Origin of the sequence: Variovorax davisae (assembly GCF_030316845.1) — a bacterium.
GTDB classification, from domain to species: Bacteria; Pseudomonadota; Gammaproteobacteria; order Burkholderiales; family Burkholderiaceae_C; genus Variovorax; species Variovorax davisae.
The window spans coordinates 293,863-309,619 of record NZ_JASZYS010000007.1 but is presented as its reverse complement, the minus strand read 5'-3'; the positions used below and the strand labels follow the sequence as shown (position 1 = coordinate 309,619).

The 15,757-nt window shown below is 68.3% G+C and carries 16 protein-coding genes; 7 read left to right on the top strand and 9 right to left on the bottom strand.

The features are described from left to right. Window positions 1–2 precede the first annotated feature (2 nt). Window positions 3–812: an outer membrane protein assembly factor BamD gene (locus tag QTI33_RS18465; protein WP_286507646.1), complete on the top strand. Its 810-nt coding sequence runs from the start codon at window positions 3–5 to the stop codon at window positions 810–812. Between the two features lie 16 nt (window positions 813–828). Here the strand turns inward: QTI33_RS18465 and yoaA are convergent, their stop codons facing one another. Beyond that, a complete protein-coding gene (gene yoaA / locus QTI33_RS18460) occupies window positions 829–2,850 on the bottom strand; it encodes a DNA repair helicase YoaA (RefSeq protein WP_286507645.1) in 2,022 nt (673 codons plus the stop codon). Beyond that, the gene (locus QTI33_RS18455; RefSeq protein ID WP_286368180.1) at window positions 2,850–3,053 is read right to left on the bottom strand and encodes a DUF465 domain-containing protein; all 204 of its coding nucleotides are present in this window, start codon (window positions 3,051–3,053) and stop codon (window positions 2,850–2,852) included. The genes yoaA and QTI33_RS18455 overlap by 1 nt, the downstream gene beginning before the upstream one ends. Before the next feature lie 124 nt (window positions 3,054–3,177). Between QTI33_RS18455 and QTI33_RS18450 the strand changes: the two genes are divergently transcribed. After that, entirely contained in the window at window positions 3,178–3,948 is a 771-nt protein-coding gene (locus tag QTI33_RS18450) for a PP2C family protein-serine/threonine phosphatase (protein WP_286507644.1), read from the top strand. Here the strand turns inward: QTI33_RS18450 and QTI33_RS18445 are convergent. From QTI33_RS18445 to QTI33_RS18420, 6 genes are all read right to left on the bottom strand, one after another. Next, window positions 3,935–4,615 (bottom strand): hypothetical protein, encoded by a 681-nt coding sequence (locus QTI33_RS18445; protein WP_286507642.1) that lies wholly within the window; start codon window positions 4,613–4,615, stop codon window positions 3,935–3,937. The two genes, QTI33_RS18450 and QTI33_RS18445, sit on opposite strands and share 14 nt — an antisense overlap. After that, window positions 4,612–5,712, bottom strand: a complete 1,101-nt coding sequence (zapE, locus tag QTI33_RS18440; protein ID WP_286507640.1) for a cell division protein ZapE — start codon at window positions 5,710–5,712, stop codon at window positions 4,612–4,614. Before zapE ends, QTI33_RS18445 begins: the two co-directional genes overlap by 4 nt. 4 nt (window positions 5,713–5,716) lie before the next feature. Next, window positions 5,717–7,147, bottom strand: a complete 1,431-nt coding sequence (gene lpdA, locus QTI33_RS18435; protein WP_286507638.1) for a dihydrolipoyl dehydrogenase — start codon at window positions 7,145–7,147, stop codon at window positions 5,717–5,719. An 11-nt stretch (window positions 7,148–7,158) separates the two neighbouring features. Next, the gene (gene odhB, locus QTI33_RS18430; protein WP_286507636.1) at window positions 7,159–8,439 is read right to left on the bottom strand and encodes a 2-oxoglutarate dehydrogenase complex dihydrolipoyllysine-residue succinyltransferase; all 1,281 of its coding nucleotides are present in this window, start codon (window positions 8,437–8,439) and stop codon (window positions 7,159–7,161) included. 63 nt (window positions 8,440–8,502) lie between these two features. Then, on the bottom strand, window positions 8,503–11,385 hold the full coding sequence (locus QTI33_RS18425) for a 2-oxoglutarate dehydrogenase E1 component (protein ID WP_286507635.1): 2,883 nt from the start codon (window positions 11,383–11,385) through the stop codon (window positions 8,503–8,505). A 204-nt stretch (window positions 11,386–11,589) separates the two neighbouring features. Further along, window positions 11,590–11,763 carry a hypothetical protein gene (locus QTI33_RS18420; RefSeq protein WP_286507634.1) on the bottom strand — a complete coding sequence of 58 codons (174 nt, stop codon included), beginning with the start codon at window positions 11,761–11,763 and terminating at the stop codon, window positions 11,590–11,592. A gap of 235 nt (window positions 11,764–11,998) precedes the next feature. Between QTI33_RS18420 and QTI33_RS18415 the strand changes: the two genes are divergently transcribed. The 5 genes from QTI33_RS18415 (at window position 11,999) to QTI33_RS18395 (ending at window position 15,083) form a co-directional block, all read left to right on the top strand. Then, on the top strand, window positions 11,999–12,157 hold the full coding sequence (locus QTI33_RS18415; protein WP_286507633.1) for a DUF3606 domain-containing protein: 159 nt from the start codon (window positions 11,999–12,001) through the stop codon (window positions 12,155–12,157). A 70-nt stretch (window positions 12,158–12,227) separates the two neighbouring features. Further along, window positions 12,228–13,151, top strand: coding sequence for a non-homologous end joining protein Ku (ku, locus tag QTI33_RS18410; RefSeq protein ID WP_286507630.1), 924 nt, complete (start codon window positions 12,228–12,230; stop codon window positions 13,149–13,151). Beyond that, a complete protein-coding gene (locus tag QTI33_RS18405) occupies window positions 13,148–13,990 on the top strand; it encodes a tetratricopeptide repeat protein (protein WP_286507628.1) in 843 nt (280 codons plus the stop codon). Before ku ends, QTI33_RS18405 begins: the two co-directional genes overlap by 4 nt. 43 nt (window positions 13,991–14,033) lie before the next feature. After that, entirely contained in the window at window positions 14,034–14,594 is a 561-nt protein-coding gene (locus tag QTI33_RS18400; protein ID WP_286507627.1) for a GAF domain-containing protein, read from the top strand. Between the two features lie 69 nt (window positions 14,595–14,663). After that, on the top strand, window positions 14,664–15,083 hold the full coding sequence (locus QTI33_RS18395; RefSeq protein ID WP_286507626.1) for a hypothetical protein: 420 nt from the start codon (window positions 14,664–14,666) through the stop codon (window positions 15,081–15,083). A 25-nt stretch (window positions 15,084–15,108) separates the two neighbouring features. Here the strand turns inward: QTI33_RS18395 and QTI33_RS18390 are convergent, their stop codons facing one another. Next, complete coding sequence (locus QTI33_RS18390; RefSeq protein WP_286507624.1) at window positions 15,109–15,708, bottom strand: isochorismatase family protein; 600 nt, start codon at window positions 15,706–15,708, stop codon at window positions 15,109–15,111. Window positions 15,709–15,757 lie beyond the last annotated feature (49 nt).

The window sequence follows — 15,757 nt, the reverse complement described above, 5'->3', positions numbered from 1 at the left end:
TGATGTTTCGCGCCAAATTATCGGTCGTCCCCGGCTGGCTGGCCCTGTGCGCCGCAGCGTGGCTGGTGGCCGGCTGCTCGACGACCGAAGCCGACAAGACCGCGAACTGGAGCCCCAACCGGATCTACTCCGAAGCCAAGGATGAATCGAGCTCCGGCGCCTACGACAAGGCCGTTCCGCTGTTCGAGAAGCTCGAAGGCCGCGCCGCCGGCACGCCGCTCGCGCAGCAGGCCCAGCTCGACAAGGCCTACGCCCAATGGAAGTCCGGCGACAAGGTGCCGGCGATCGCCACCCTCGACCGCTTCATGAAGCTGCACCCGGCCAGCCCGGCGATCGACTACGCGCTCTACCTCAAGGGCGTGATCAACTTCAACGACGACCTCGGGCTGTTCTCGTGGATGACCCGCCAGGACCTGTCCGAGCGCGACCAGAAGGCGGCCAAGGAATCCTTCGAGTCGTTCAAGGAGCTGATCACCCGCTTCCCCGAGTCGCGCTACACGCCCGACGCGCGGCAGCGCATGAACTACATCGTCAATTCGCTGGCGCAGTACGAAGTGCACGTGGCGCGCTACTACTACACCCGCGGCGCCTACCTGGCGGCGATCAACCGCGCCCAGCTGGCGCTGGCCGACTACCGCGAGGTGCCGGCGCTCGAAGAGGCCCTGTACATCATGTACCTGTCCTACGACAAGCTCGGCATGAACGACCTGCGCGACGACGCCCAGCGCGTCCTGACCAAGAACTACCCGCAGAGCGAATACCTCTCGCGCGGCTTCCGGTCCAAGGACGATCCCTGGTGGAAGCTCTGGTAGGCCGGCTACCTGCTCGTCATTTCCTGAGCGCGGCGAGCTCGGCGTCGAGTTCGGCCTCGCCCTCGATTCTGCGCATCGGCGGCAGCGCGGCCAGCAGGCGCTTGCCGTAGCCCATCGCGACCAGGCGGGTGTCGCAGATCACCAGCACGCCCTGGTCGGATTCGCGCCGTATCAGGCGCCCGGCGCCCTGCTTGAGCGACACCGCGGCCTCCGGCAACGAATACTCCCCGAAGGCGCTGCGACCCTGTGATTCGAGCCGCTGCGAGCGCGCCTCGACCAGCGGGTCGTTGGGCGGCGGGAACGGCAGCTTGTCGATCACCACCAGCTGCAGCGCATCGCCCGGCGCATCGAAGCCCTCCCAGAACGAGGCCGACGCGACCAGCACGCAGCCCGCGCGCCCCTCGCTGGCCCCTTCGCGGAAGCGGTCCATCAGCACCCGCTTGGGTAGCTCGCCCTGCACCAGCACCTCGGGCCGCTGCCCGGCCTCGAGGCGCTCGAACTGCGCCTTCATCGCGTCGCCGATGGTGCGCAGCGCGCGCAGTGTGGTCGTGAGAACCAGCGTGCGTCCGCCCAGGGCCGCGGCGCCGCGTGCCGCCAGCAGCGCCACCTGCTGGCTGTGGGCCGGATCGTTCGGTTTCGGAAAGGCACGCGGCACGAACAGCGCAGCCTGGCTGGCATAGTCGAAGGGACTCTGGACCCGGAGCACCTCGGCGTCCTCCAGGCCGCAGGGTTCGGTGAACCAGCGCAGCCTCGGGTCGTCGCCCAGGGTCGCCGAGGTGAACACCCAGGCCCGCCCTTGGGCGTCGTCGTCGTCCTCGGCCTCGTCGGCGTCGGCCGCACGGGTCTTGAGCACGCGGGACCGCACCGCCTCGGCGATGTCGAGCGGCGATTCGACCAGCCGCAGCTGCGTACCGACGTCGACCCAGCGCACCGATCCGGGCGCGCAGTCCTCGGCGAAGCGCTCGGCGCGCTGCGCGAGCTGCTGCGCCCGATCGTGCAGCCGGACGAAATCGGGCGCCAGCTCGCTGACCGTGTCCAGGCCCCGCGCCGCGTCGGCGAAGGCCTGCTGCAAGGCGCCCAGCGCCTCCTGCCAGGCCGGCGCGGAAATGCCTTCCGGCGCAGCGCCGGCCCAGCGCAGCTTGGCGCCGGGCCACTGCTTGCCGACCGCCAGCCGCAGGTCGCGGGCGCCGCGCTCGACCGCCGCCACCAGTTGCTGCCAGTCGACCAGGCCGCGCGCCTGCTGCAGCCCGGCGGCCAGCATGTCGCGGGCGAAATCGAGCGCCTGCCCGGTGCCGAGCTGGACGCCGAGGAACTGCACGCCGGTTTCGTTGAGCTGGTGTGCCTCGTCGAACACCACCACGCGCACGCTGGGCAGCAGTTCGGCCATGCCCGATTCACGCACCGCCAGATCGGCGAAGAACAGATGGTGGTTGATGACCACCACGTCGGCCGCCATCGCCTCGCGCCGCGCCAGGTTGACATGGCAGGGCTTGAACTGCGGACACTGCGCACCGAGGCAGTTGTCGCGCGTCGAGGTGACCAGCGGGATCAGCGGCGAGCGCTCGTCGAGCCCCGGCAGCTCCGCCAGGTCCCCGGTGCGGGTGGCCTTGGACCACTGCTCGATCTTGGCCAGCGTGCGCAGCGAGCCGCGCTCCGGCAGCGAGGCGTCGTGGCGCGCGAGGTCGAGCCGGTGCAGGCAGAGGTAGCTGGCCCGGCCCTTGAGCAGCGCGGTGCGCACCGGCAGGCCCAGCGCCGTGACCAGCCGCGGCAGATCGCGGCCGAAGAGCTGGTCCTGCAGCGTCTTGGTGGCGGTCGACAGCAGCACCCGCTCGCCGCTCAGCAGCGCCGGCACCAGGTATGAAAAGGTCTTGCCGACGCCGGTGCCGGCCTCGACCACCAGCACGCCGCCGTGCTCGATGGTGCGCGCCACGGCCAGCGCCATCTGGGTCTGGCCTTCGCGCTCCCGGAACTGGTCGGCGGCATGCGAGAGCACCCCGCCCTGCGCGAAGACCTCGCGCACTTCTTGTTCGAGCGGCATCAGGCGGGCTCTTGGGGGTCGAGCAGGTCGACCAGGCGCGCGATCTGGTCGCGCAGGGCCAGGCGCCTCTTCTTCAGGCGCCGCAGCAGCAGCTCGTCCTGCGGCACGACGTCGCCCAGCCGGTCGATGGTGGCATCGAGGTCGGCATGCTCGATCCGCAGCTCGATCAGCTGGCGGGAAAATGAGTGAAGATTGGAGTCCAAGGGCGCGCAGTCAAAAAAGCGAAGCCGCGACGGTCCGGCCGGCGCGTGGGTTCGCTCGATAATACGTCTTCGTCCCGTTCGCACCCTCACAACAAGAACCGCGCCATCGGCGCAGCAGCGCCACATGACCCGAGGCTTTCGACTCGCCGCCGCCACCGGCCTCCACAAGGGGGACCGCCCCTACCAGCAGGACCAGGTCCTGGTCGACACCCACCCCCGCGTGCCGGGCTGCGTGCTCGCGGTCGTGGCCGACGGCATGGGCGGGCGCAGCGGCGGGCGCAAGGCCTCCGACCAGGTGCTGCTGACCGCGCGCCAGCTGTTCTCCCGCTACAAGCCCGGGCGCGACGAACCGGTCGGCATGCTGCGCCAGCTGCTCGAGGACGCCCACACCGTGATCAAGCTCACGGCCGTGTCCAGCGAGCAGGAGCCGCACAGCACGCTGGCGGCCTTCCTCATGAACCCGGAGGGCGACTGCGCCTGGATCCACGCCGGCGACTCCCGCATCTACCACTTCCACGACGGCCGGCTGGTCAAGCGCACCAAGGACCACTCCTACGTGCAGGTGCTGGTGGACCGCGGCGAGATCGACGAGGACGAGGCCAGCGTCCATCCCCAGAGCAACATCCTGCTCGGCTGCCTCGGCATGAAGTCGACCCCGCCCCCGGTCGACGTCCACCTGATCCCGCGCCTGAAGACCGGCGACGTGCTGATGGCCTGCAGCGACGGGCTGTGGCACTACTTCAGCCCGATCGAGATGGGCGAACTGCTGGCCGAGAAGCCGCCGCGCGAAGCCGTCGAGCTGCTGGTCGCCGAGGCCCGCCGGCGTGCCCGCGGCGGCGGCGACAACATCTCGATCGTCGTCGTGAAGCTCGAAGACCTGCCTAAGGACGAGTAGGCGTCGCGGCCGGGGCGGCCGAGGTCCCCGGATCGGGCAAGGGGGCCGAACGCGGCTTGGTCTTGTCGGCGTTTCGCTTCTGGTTGTCCGCGCGGTGCTGCTCGGCCTTCTGCATCTTGTCGTCGTAGGCCTGGCGCGCGGCCGGCGCTTCGGCGCGGCGGCGCGCCGCCTTCGCCTGCTCCTCGGCATGGGCACGCTGCTTGTCGTCGAACTGGCGCTGCTTCTCGGCCGCCTCGATGGCCGCCTGGGTGCGGCCGGCCGCATGGTCGGCGGCGCGCTGCTCGCGATCCTGCTGCGACTTCAGCGACTGCTCGCGCTTCGCATCGTCTTCCTTGGCGCGCGCGGCGCTGCCCTTTTCGTCGAGCTTGTCGAGGGCCGCCGCGCCACGGCGCTTGCGCTCCAGGTCGTTGATCTCCGCTTCCTGGCGCTTGACGTCGTCGGTGGCCAGGCGGCGGCGCTGCCGGCTTTCCTGCAGGCAGCCCTCGACCGCGAACTTCTTGTAGCAGGCGGCCCGGTCGGCGTCGTAGCGGGCACTGATCGCCGTGCGCTCCCCGGCCAGGCGGGCGCGCTCGGCGTCGAGGTCGGCGCCGCCGGCGGTGGCGCTGGACTGCGCCCACAGCGGCGCCGCGGCAAGACCCAACAGCAAGGCAAGGACGATGTTCTTCATGTGAGGCGGGTGTCGACGGTGCGCCGCTCCAGTGCCAGGAACTCCGTCGACTGCATCTCGTTGAGCCGCGACACCGTGCGGGGAAATTCATGGGCCAGAGGCCCTTCGGTATACAACGCCTCGGGCGGGACCTCGGCGGACATGATCAGTTTCACGCGCCGATCGTAGAACACGTCGACCAGCCATGTGAAACGACGTGCTTCAGAGGCCATCCGCACCGGCATGTACGGCACGTCGGACAGCAGCACCGTGTGGAACTGGGTCGCGATCTCGAGGTAGTCGTTCTGCGAGCGCGGACCGCCGCACAGCGTCTTGAAGTCGAACCAGACCACGCCCCCCGCCTTGCGCCGGGCATGGATCTCGCGCGACTCGATGTGCAGCACCGGGTTCTCGTCGGCGCTCTCGGCCAGCCGCTCGAAGGCCTTGCGCATCTCCTTGTCGGCCGCGGCGCCGTTGGGCGTCAGGTAGAGCCGCACCTGCTCCAGCGTGCGGCGCCGGTAGTCGGTGCCGTTGTCGACGCTGAGCACCTCCAGCCGCTGGTTGAGCAGCGCGATCGCGGGCAGGATCCGGTCGCGGTGCAGGCCGCCCGGGTACAGGTCGTCCGGCTTGAAGTTGGAGGTGGTGACGAAGCCCACGCCGTTCTCGAACAACGCCGCCAGCAGCCGGTGCAGGATCATCGCATCGGTGATGTCGGCGACATGGAACTCGTCGAAGCAGATCAGCTTGTAGCGCTTGGAAATCCGCAGGCCCAGCTCGTCCAGCGGGTTGACCGTGCCCTGCAGCTCGGCCAGCTCGCGGTGCACCTCGCGCATGAACTCGTGGAAGTGCAGCCGCGTCTTGCGCCTGAGCGGGACCGCGTTGTAGAAGCAATCCATCAGAAAGCTCTTGCCGCGCCCGACGCCGCCGTACATGTAGACCCCGCGCGGGATCTCCGGCCGGTTGATCAGCTTCTTGAAGGCGTTCGAGCGCTGCGCCTTGTACTCGCCCCATTCGCGCGCGCAGCGGTCGAGGGCTTCCACGGCGCGCAGCTGCGCGGGGTCGCTTTGGTAACCCCGCGCCGCCAGCTCCGCGTCGTACGCCTGCCTGACGGTAGTCACGACCTCAGAAGTTCAGCGTGCGCTTGTCGACGGCAAGGGCCGCTTCCTTCGTCGCCTCGGACAGCGACGGGTGGGCGTGGCAGATGCGCGCGATGTCTTCGGCGCTGGCCTTGAACTCCATCGCCACCACGGCTTCGGAGATCAGCTCGCTCACCATCGGGCCGACCATGTGGACGCCCAGGATCTCGTCGGTGGCGGCATCGGCCAGGAACTTGACCATGCCGGTGGTGTCGCCCAGCGCACGGGCCCGACCGTTCGCGAGGAACGGGAAGGTGCCGGCCTTGTAGGCCCGGCCGCTGGCCTTGAGCTGCTGCTCGGTCTGGCCGACCCAGGCAATCTCGGGCGAGGTGTAGATCACCCACGGGATCGTGTTGAAGTTGACGTGGCCATGCTGGCCGGCGATCCGCTCGGCCACCGCCACGCCCTCTTCCTCGGCCTTGTGCGCCAGCATCGGGCCGCGCACCACGTCGCCGATGGCCCACACGCCGGGCAGGCTGGTGCGGCACTCTTCGTCGACCTCGATGGCGCCGCGCTCGTCGAGCTTCAGGCCCACCGCCTCGGCGTCGAGGCCGATGGTGTTGGGCACGCGGCCGATCGAGACGATCAGCTTGTCGACCTCGAGCGACTGCGCGCCGCCCTTGGCGTCGGTGTAGGCGATGCTGACGCCCTTCTTGCCCGACTTGACCTCGCCGACCTTGACGCCGAGCTCGATCTTGAGGTTCTGCTTGGTGAAGGCCTTGAGCGCTTCCTTGGCGATCTGCTCGTCGACCGCGCCGAGGAAGGTCGGCAGCGCTTCGAGCACCGTGACTTCGGCGCCGAGGCGGCGCCAGACCGAACCCATCTCGAGACCGATCACGCCGGAGCCGATCAGCGCCAGCTTCTTCGGCACCGCGCCGATGCGCAGCGCGCCGTCGTTCGAGAGGATGTTCTCCTCGTCGAACGGTGCACCCGGCAGCGGACGGGCATTGGAACCCGTCGCAATGATGATCTGCTTGCCCGTGATGCTCTCTTCGGCAGCGCCCGAGACCTTGATCTCGTAGCCGGCGTCGCTCGCCTTCACGAACGATCCGCGGCCATGGAAGAACGCGACCTTGTTCTTCTTGAACAGGTAGACGATGCCGTCGTTGTTCTGCTTCACGACGGTGTCCTTGCGCGACAGCATCTTCGCCACGTCGAGGCCCAGGCCTTCGACCTTGATGCCGTGGTCGGCGAAGCTGTGGCCGGCGTGCTCGTAGTGCTCCGACGACTGCAGCAGCGCCTTCGAGGGGATGCAGCCGATGTTGGTGCAGGTGCCGCCGAGGGCCGGACCGCCCTTGGCGTTCTTCCACTCGTCGATGCAGGCCACATTGAAGCCCAGTTGGGCCGCGCGGATCGCGGCCACGTAGCCGCCGGGGCCGCCGCCGATGACGACGACGTCGAATTGCTTGTCAGACATCCAATTGCTCCTTAGATGTCGAACAGGAGACGCGACGGATCTTCGAGCGCTTCCTTCATGGCGACCAGGCCCAGCACGGCTTCGCGGCCGTCGATGATGCGGTGGTCGTAGCTCATCGCGAGGTAGTTCATCGGGCGAACGACGACCTGGCCGTTCTCGACCACCGCGCGATCCTTGGTCGCATGCACGCCCAGGATGGCCGACTGCGGCGGGTTGATGATCGGGGTCGACAGCATCGAGCCGAAGGTGCCGCCATTCGAGATCGAGAACGTGCCGCCGGTCATCTCTTCGATGCCCAGCTTGCCGTCCTTGGCCTTCTGGCCGAACTCGGCGATCTTCTTCTCGATGTCGGCAAAGCTCATCTGGTCGGCGTTGCGCAGGATCGGCACCACCAGGCCGCGCGGCGATCCGACCGCGATGCCGATGTCGAAGTAGCCGTGGTAGACGATGTCGTTGCCGTCGACCGAGGCGTTGATCACCGGGTACTTCTTGAGCGCATGCACCGCGGCCTTCACGAAGAAGCTCATGAAGCCGATCTTGACGCCGTGTTCCTTGGTGAACGCGTCCTGGAACTTCTTGCGCATCTCCATGACCGGGGCCATGTTGACTTCATTGAAGGTGGTCAGGATGGCGTTGCTCGACTGCGATTGCAGCAGGCGCTCGGCAATGCGCGCGCGCAGGCGGCTCATCGGCACGCGTTCTTCCGGACGGTCGCCCAGGTCGGGCGCGCGGGTCGGCGCGGCGACCTGCGGCAGCGCCGCCTTGGGCGCGCCGGTCGGCACGGGCACGGGTGCCGCCACCTTCGCGCTGGTGCCGGCCGCCACGGCGCCGAGCACGTCGCCCTTGGTGACGCGGCCATCGCGGCCGGTGCCGGCGACGTCGCCGACGCCCAGCTTGTTGTCCGCCAGCAGCTTGGCGGCCGCCGGCATCGCGACGTCGGACTTCGAGCCGCCGGTGGCAGCGGCTGCGGCGGCGGCGGCAGCCGGTGCGGCGGCTGCGGCCGGCGCGGCCGCCGGTGCGGCAGCGGCAGGCGCGGCGGCGCCGGCCTTGCCTTCGGTGTCGATCCGGGCGATCAACTGTTCGGCCACCACGGTGGCGCCGTCGCCCTGGACGATCTCGGCCAGCACGCCCGCCGCGGGGGCCGGCACTTCGAGCACGACCTTGTCGGTCTCGATCTCGATCAGGATTTCATCGATGGCGACGGCATCGCCGGCCTTCTTCTTCCACTGCAGCATGGTGGCTTCGGCCACGGACTCGGACAACTGGGGAACCTTGACTTCTACGATGGACATTTCTATGTGCTCGCTTCGTGTTTCTTTGGAATGGGGTCGGAGCGCCCTCGGCGCTCCTTTTTCTTACTTGGTCAGCACGAAGCCTTTGAGCTTGCCGAACGCGCCGTCGACCAGCGCCTTCTGCTGTTCCTGGTGCAGGTGCGAGTAGCCGACCGCCGGCGATGCCGAGGCGGCACGGCCGGAGTAGCCGAGCTTCTGGCCTTCCTGCATGTTCTCGTGGATGTAGTGCTGCACGAAGAACCAGGCGCCCTGGTTCTGCGGCTCGTCCTGCGACCAGACCACGTCCACCAGGTTCGGGTACTTCTTCAGCTCGGTGGCGAAGGCCTTGTGCGGGAACGGATAGAGCTGCTCGACGCGGATGATCGCCACGTCGTCGGCGCCCTTCTCCTCGCGCTTCTTGGCCAGGTCGTAGTAGACCTTGCCCGAGCAGGCGATCACGCGCTTGACCTTCTCGGCCTTCAGGTCCTTGCTGTCGGGAATGACGGTCTGGAAGGCGCCCTTGGTGAACTCGGACAGCGGCGAGGTCGCGTCCTTGTTCCGCAGCAGCGACTTCGGCGTCATGATGATCAGCGGCTTGCGCAGGTTGCGCACCATCTGGCGGCGCAGCACGTGGAAGATCTGGCTCGCCGTGGTCGGCTGCACCACCTGCATGTTGGTGTCGGCCGCCAGCTGCATGAAGCGCTCGAGGCGCGCCGAGCTGTGCTCCGGGCCCTGGCCTTCGTAGCCGTGCGGCAGCATCAGCGTGATGCCGTTGACGCGGCCCCACTTGACCTCGCCCGAGGCGATGAACTGGTCGATCACGACCTGCGCGCCGTTGACGAAGTCGCCGAACTGCGCTTCCCAGATCACCAGCGTGTTGGGGTCGTTCGAAGCGTAGCCGTACTCGAAGGCCAGCACCGCCTCTTCCGACAGGATCGAGTCGATGACGACGAACGGCGCCTGGTTGTCGGCCACGTTCTGCAGCGGCACGTAGGTGCCTTCATCGAACTTCTCGCGGTTCTGGTCGTGCAGCACGGCATGGCGGTGCGTGAAAGTGCCGCGCCCGCTGTCCTCGCCCGAGAGGCGCACCGGGTAGCCGCTCGCCACCAGCGAGGCGAAGGCCATGTGCTCGCCCATGCCCCAGTCGACGTTGACGTCGCCGCGACCCATCGCGGCGCGGTCGTCGAGCACCTTCTTGACCAGCGGATGCACCGTGAAGCCTTCGGGTGCCTTCGTGATGCGCTCGGCCAGCCGCTTCCATTCGGCGGTCGGGATCGCGGTGTCGCCGGCGTCGGTCCACTTCTTGTTGAGGAAGGGGCTCCAGTCGACCGCGTACTTGCTCTTGAAGTTGGTCAGCACCGGGTCGGAGGTGTTCTTGCCGGCGTCGAAGGCGGCGCGCTGGGCCTTGACCATGTCGTCGCCGAGCGTGGCGCCCAGGCCCTGGGCCGCCAGCTTGTCGGCGTACAGCTTGCGCGTGCCGGGATGCTGCGCGATCTTCTTGTACATCAGCGGCTGGGTCAGCGCCGGCGTGTCCTGCTCGTTGTGGCCGAGCTTGCGGAAGCAGATGATGTCGACCACCACGTCCTTCTGGAATTCCATGCGGAACTCGAGGGCGAGCTGGGTGGCCAGCACCACGGCTTCGGGGTCGTCGCCGTTCACGTGCAGCACCGGCGCCTCGATCATCTTGACGATGTCGGTGCAATACAGCGTCGAGCGGCTGTCGCGCGGGTCGCTGGTGGTGAAGCCGATCTGGTTGTTGATCACGATGTGGACCGTGCCGCCCGTGGAGTAGCCGCGGGTTTCGGCCAGCGCCAGCGTTTCCATCACCACGCCCTGGCCTGCGAAGGCGGCGTCGCCGTGCACGATCACCGGCAGCACCTGCTTGCCGAGCGGGTCGGCGCGGCGGTCCATGCGCGCGCGCACCGAACCTTCGACCACCGGGTTCACGATCTCGAGGTGCGAGGGGTTGAAAGCCAGGCTCAGGTGGACCGGGCCGCCGCCCGTGGTCACGTCGGAGCTGAAGCCCTGGTGGTACTTGACGTCGCCGCTGGGCAGGTCTTCGGGGGCCGTGTGGTCGAACTCGGCGAACAGGTCGGCCGGCAGCTTGCCGAGCGAATTGACCAGCACGTTGAGGCGGCCGCGGTGGGCCATGCCGATCACGATCTCCTGCACGCCCTTGATGCCGGCCTGGTTGATCAGCTCGTCCATCGCGACGATGAAGCTCTCGCCGCCTTCGAGCGAGAAGCGCTTCTGGCCGACGTACTTGGTGTGCAGGAAGCGCTCGAGGCCTTCGGCGGCCGTGAGCCGCTCCAGCACGCGCTTCTTCTGCTCGGCGCCCAGCTGCGGGTTGGTGCGGGCGCTTTCGAGCTTCTGCTGCCACCAGCGCTTCTGGCCCTGGTCGGTCATGTACATGTACTCGGCGCCGATGGTGCCGCAGTAGGTCTCGCGCAGTGCGTTCAGCAGGTCGCGCAGCGACATCGTCTCCTTGCCGAAGAAGGTGTTGCTGGTGTTGAAGACCGTTTCGAGGTCGGCATCGGCGAAGCCGTAGAACGAAGGCTCGAGCTCGGGAATGGCGGGACGCTCGGTGCGCTTGAGCGGGTCGAGGTCGGCCCAGCGGGCGCCGACGTTGCGGTAGGCGGCGATCAGCTGCTGGACCGCGGTGCGCTTGCGGCCGAGCTCCGAGTCGGCGCCGCTGGCCACCACCACCTTGGTGGTGCCCTGCTTGGCACGCTCGGCGAAGGCGTTGACCACCGGCAGGTGGGGCACGTCCTTGGCATTGCTGCCGTCGGTGGCGGGCACGTTCTGGAGCGCGTCGAAGTACGAGCGCCAGTTGTCGGGCACGCTGCCGGGATTGGAGAGGTAGTTTTCGTACATCTCTTCGACATAGGGCGCATTGCCGCCGAAGAGGTAGGTGTTGCCTTGGTAGGCGCTGTAGACGGAAGAACCCGTCGACGAGGAATCGCTCATATTCCGCTGACCTTCGCTTCCCTGGAGGAAGCACTAGCTGGTTAAGAAACCTTCCGCGACACGGCTGGACCGATTGGCGGATGCGACTGTGGCTGGGGAAGGGCCTGAGTACTCTCGCATTGTGCCACGTCAAGGATTTGACGGCACGATGACACTTTCTCAAGCCCCCTGCGAGCGGCCCGGACGGCCGGCCCCGCCGGGCGCTCAGCGAATCGTGGACAGGCGCGCGAACGCCGTGCCATGACCCGTCGCCGTCGAGCATTCCTTCGCCCGCCGCGCGCTCCGCTCGTCCGGGCGCGCCCGGTGGCGGCGCAGCAGCCAGGCGGCCGCCACCACCGTGGTGCCGGCGCCAATGCAAAGCCAGTGAACGAATTCCATCATCGACCCCTTCGTTGTGAGATGACGCGAGTCTGCATGCTTCGGCCACGCTGCGGCAGGCGCCATCGAACAGGCGCCGTGAACTTGCGCACGTTTGTCGGCGGTCTGATTTCACGCTCGCGCGCAGAAACTTGCGGACATCGGCGTCGTCCTGCACGCGAACGCAGCCTTTTCCGCCACGCCAGGGCTGCGCCGTCGGCCACGATGGCTGCCTGCCGAAAAGGAGAACAGCGCCATGTCCGACGAAGTCCACGACCCCATCGATGTCACCCAGACGCACGAGATCCAGTACTGGTGCGACCGGCTCGGCGTCAGCGAACAGGCCCTGCGCCAGGCGGTGGCGGACGTCGGCCCCCGGGCCGAGCAGGTCGCGGTGCATCTGGGCAAGCAATGACTGTTCGAAGCCGCTGGAAAGTGGCATCCTGCGCACCCTGGGTGCACGTCGCACCGTTCTTGGAGGTCGCATGGCAGCTCGCTCGATCGCTTCACTCTCCCTGGGTTTCGGCCTGGTCTCGATCCCGGTCAAGCTGTATTCCGCAACCGAGAGCAGCAGCGCGGTCAGGTTCAATCTGCTGACCCGGGACGGCTCCCGCGTGAAGCAGCAGTACGTGTCCGAGAAGGACCCGGGCACCGTCGTGGCGCGCACCGAGATGGTCAAGGGCTACGAATTCGAGAAGGATCGCTACGTGCTGTTCACGCCCGATGAACTCAAGGCGGTCGAGGAAAGCGCGAGCCATGCGATCGACATCGTGAGCTTCATCCCGGAGCAGGCGGTCGACCCGATCTACTACGACAAGGCCTACTACCTCGCCCCCGACAAGCGCGGCGCCAAGTCCTATTCGCTGCTGCGCGCCGCCATGCAGGAAAGCGGCCGCTGCGCCCTCGCGAAATGGGCCTGGAAGGGCAAGCAGTACGTGGTCCAGGTGCGCGCCGCCGAAGACGGGCTGGTGCTGCAGCAATTGCTCTACGCCGACGAGGTCCGCTCGCTGAAGGAGCTCGACATCGAGCAGGTCCAGCCCTCGGACGCGGAAGTGAAGCTCGCGCTCCAGTTGATCGACCAGATCGCCGAGGACAGCTACGACCCGACGCAGTACGTCGACGAAGAGAAACAGCGCATCCTGGCCGCCATCGACGCCAAGATCACCGGCAAGCAGGTGGTCGCGGCCGAGGCGCGCGATGCCGAAGCGGGCGGCCAGATCATCGACCTCACCGAGATGCTGCGCGCCAGCCTGGCGCGCGGCGGCACGACCGGCCAGCGCGCCGCGCGGGCGCCCGCCGACAAGGTCACGCCGCTGGCCTCGAAGGAGCGCAAGGGCGTGAAACGGGCCAGCGCCAAGGCGCCCGAGGTCGCCGCCCCGGCCCCGGCGCGCGCGCGATCGAGAAAGTGAACCCGTCGCCGCCACCGGCGACCCATACCCTGCGCGGCATCCAGGAGATGCTGGGTTTGTCGCGCAGCGCGGTCGCCAGACTCATCGCCCACGGCTTCGTCAGCCCGTCGCGCGGACCGCGCAACGAATACCGCTTTTCGTTTCGCGACGTCGTCCTGCTGCGCACGGCCCACAAGCTGCAACTGGCCGACATCCCGACGCGCAAGATCGTGCGCGCGCTGCAGCGGCTCAAGGGCACGCTGCCGGCGGAGCTGCCGCTGAGCGGGCTGCGGATCACCGCCGTCGGCAGTGAGGTCGCCGTGCACGAGAGGGGCAGCCGATGGGCGGCGGAATCGGGCCAACTGCTGATGGATTTCGATGTCGCGGCGATGCGCGGCACGGTGGCTTTCGTCGAGCGCGGCCCGGCCGAGGCGCCGGCCCTGATCCAGTCGTCGCCCGAGGCCCTGTTCGCGCAGGCCGAGGCTCTCGAGGCCAGCGACCCGGCAGCGGCGGAGCGCGGCTACCGGCGGCTGCTCGACAGCGCGCCGACGCATGCCGACGGCTACCTGAACCTCGGCGCCCTGCTCTGCGAATCGGGCCGCTGCGCGGAAGCCGTGGCGCTCTACGACACGGCGCTCGCCCGGTGCCGCGAAGACGCCCTGCTGCATTTCAACCGCGCGGTGGCGCTGGAAGACCTGGAGCGCTACCGCGAGGCACTGCTGGCCTACGACCGCTGCCTCACCCTCGACCCCGGCATAGGCGACGCCCACTTCAACGCCGCGCGCCTGCACGATCACCTGGGCGACCCGAAGAAGGCCATCCGCCACTTCAGCGCCTATCGACGCCTCCAGGACAAATGAACGACGTCGACCTTTTCCTGTCTGGCGTCAGAATCGGCATTCCATGAAAACGATTCCCGAAACCAGCCCGGAAGCGCCGGACGACTGGGCGACGCGGCTGGCCGCCGTGACGGCCGACGCCGACCTGCGCGACAGCGTGCTGATCGAGGTCTCGATCGGCAGCCTGCTGCGCGTGGTGCGCGAGCAGCTCAAGCTGGAGGTGGTCTTCATCGGCGAATTCATCGATGGCGCCCGCGTGTTCCGCCACATCGCCTCGAGGACCGAGGACGCCGTCATCAAGCCGGGGGAAGGCCACGCCCTCGACGAAACCATCTGCCAGCGGATCGTCGACGGCCGGATGCCCTGCTTGACGCCGGATGTTGCCAGTGTCCGTTCGGACTACGGACTTCCCCTCTACTACGAGGCGCTCGGCGCCCATATCGGCGTACCGGTGCGGCTGTCGGACGGCACGCTGTACGGCATGCTGTGCGGCTTCAGCTTCGCGGCCTGCCCCCATCTGGACGAGCGCGACGTCCGGCGCCTGGAGATGGCCGCCCACGCCACGGCCCGGCTGATCGCCCAGGCCGAGGGGCGGGACGTCGCGCCGCTCGTCATGGCCCACTAGAAGCGCGTCGCGGGCCATCCCCCATATGGCGGATTCACTTCCGCACGCGCCTCGTCCAGACTGGGGCCAGTGACTCCCCATCGCTCCGCCGCCATCGTCTCGGTGCGCCGCAAGTCGGCACTGCTGGCGGCCATCTCCCTGCTGCTGGCCGCCATGGCGCTGCAAGGCTATGCCGCGGGCTACCCGCTGGGCATGTCGCTGCTGGCGGCGTCCACCGTGCAGGCCGGCATCTGCCTCACGATGTTCAGCAGCCGGCTGCTGAAGGCGGTGCTGGCGGCCAACTTCCTGCTGTTCTTGTCTCACGCCCTGGTCATCAGCCATTTCCTGACCCCCGACGGCGGGCCGGCCATGTCCCAGCTCGGCGACTTCGCCTCGGCCGTGCTCGGCAGCGCCTCGCTGGTGTTCACGCCGGTCGAAACCATGGCGCTGATCGTCCGCGAAGCCTATCTGAAGCGGCTGCGGCGGCCCCGCCGCGGCGCCCCGCCCTGAAGCGCCCGCGGCGAGGCTTCGACCCTCAGCGAATCAGGGCCTGGAGATCCCTGAAGCGCGGATGCTCGGCCGTGCGCAGCCATTCGAAGCCGACCATCTCGGTGGTCACCAGTTCGGCCCCCGCGCCGGCCAGCCGGTCGAAGGCCGCGTCGCGGTTGCGCTCGGTGCGCGAGCTGCAGGCGTCGGTCACGACCCAGACCTCGAACTCGTCCTCGAGCAGGTCGAGCGCCGTCTGCAGCAGGCACACGTGGGCCTCGCAGCCGGCGATCACGATCGTGTTGCGCTCCTCGGCCGCCGCGGGCTTCTGCAGGTGCTTCGGCAGGCTGCGGGCGTTGCCTTGGGGCGCCTTCGCGGGCACCCGCAGCCATTCGCCCAGGCCCTCTTCGGCGCCGCTGAAGTGCATCTTGGCCAGCGTGCGCTGGCACAGCGCGCGGATCTCGGGCAGGTTCTCGCCCAGCTTGGACGGATTCTGCTCGGTGCCCCAGATCGGGACCTCCACCAGCCGGGCCATCTCGCCCAGCCGGACCGCGTTCTTCGCAACGGCCTCGGCCTCGAAGATGGCCGGCATCAGGCGCGCCTGGTAGTCGACCAGGACCAGTTGGGATTGGGAAGCATCGAGCAGCATGGGAGTCTTTCGCGAATACGGTGTGATGCTCGACCGTACCACCGATGGA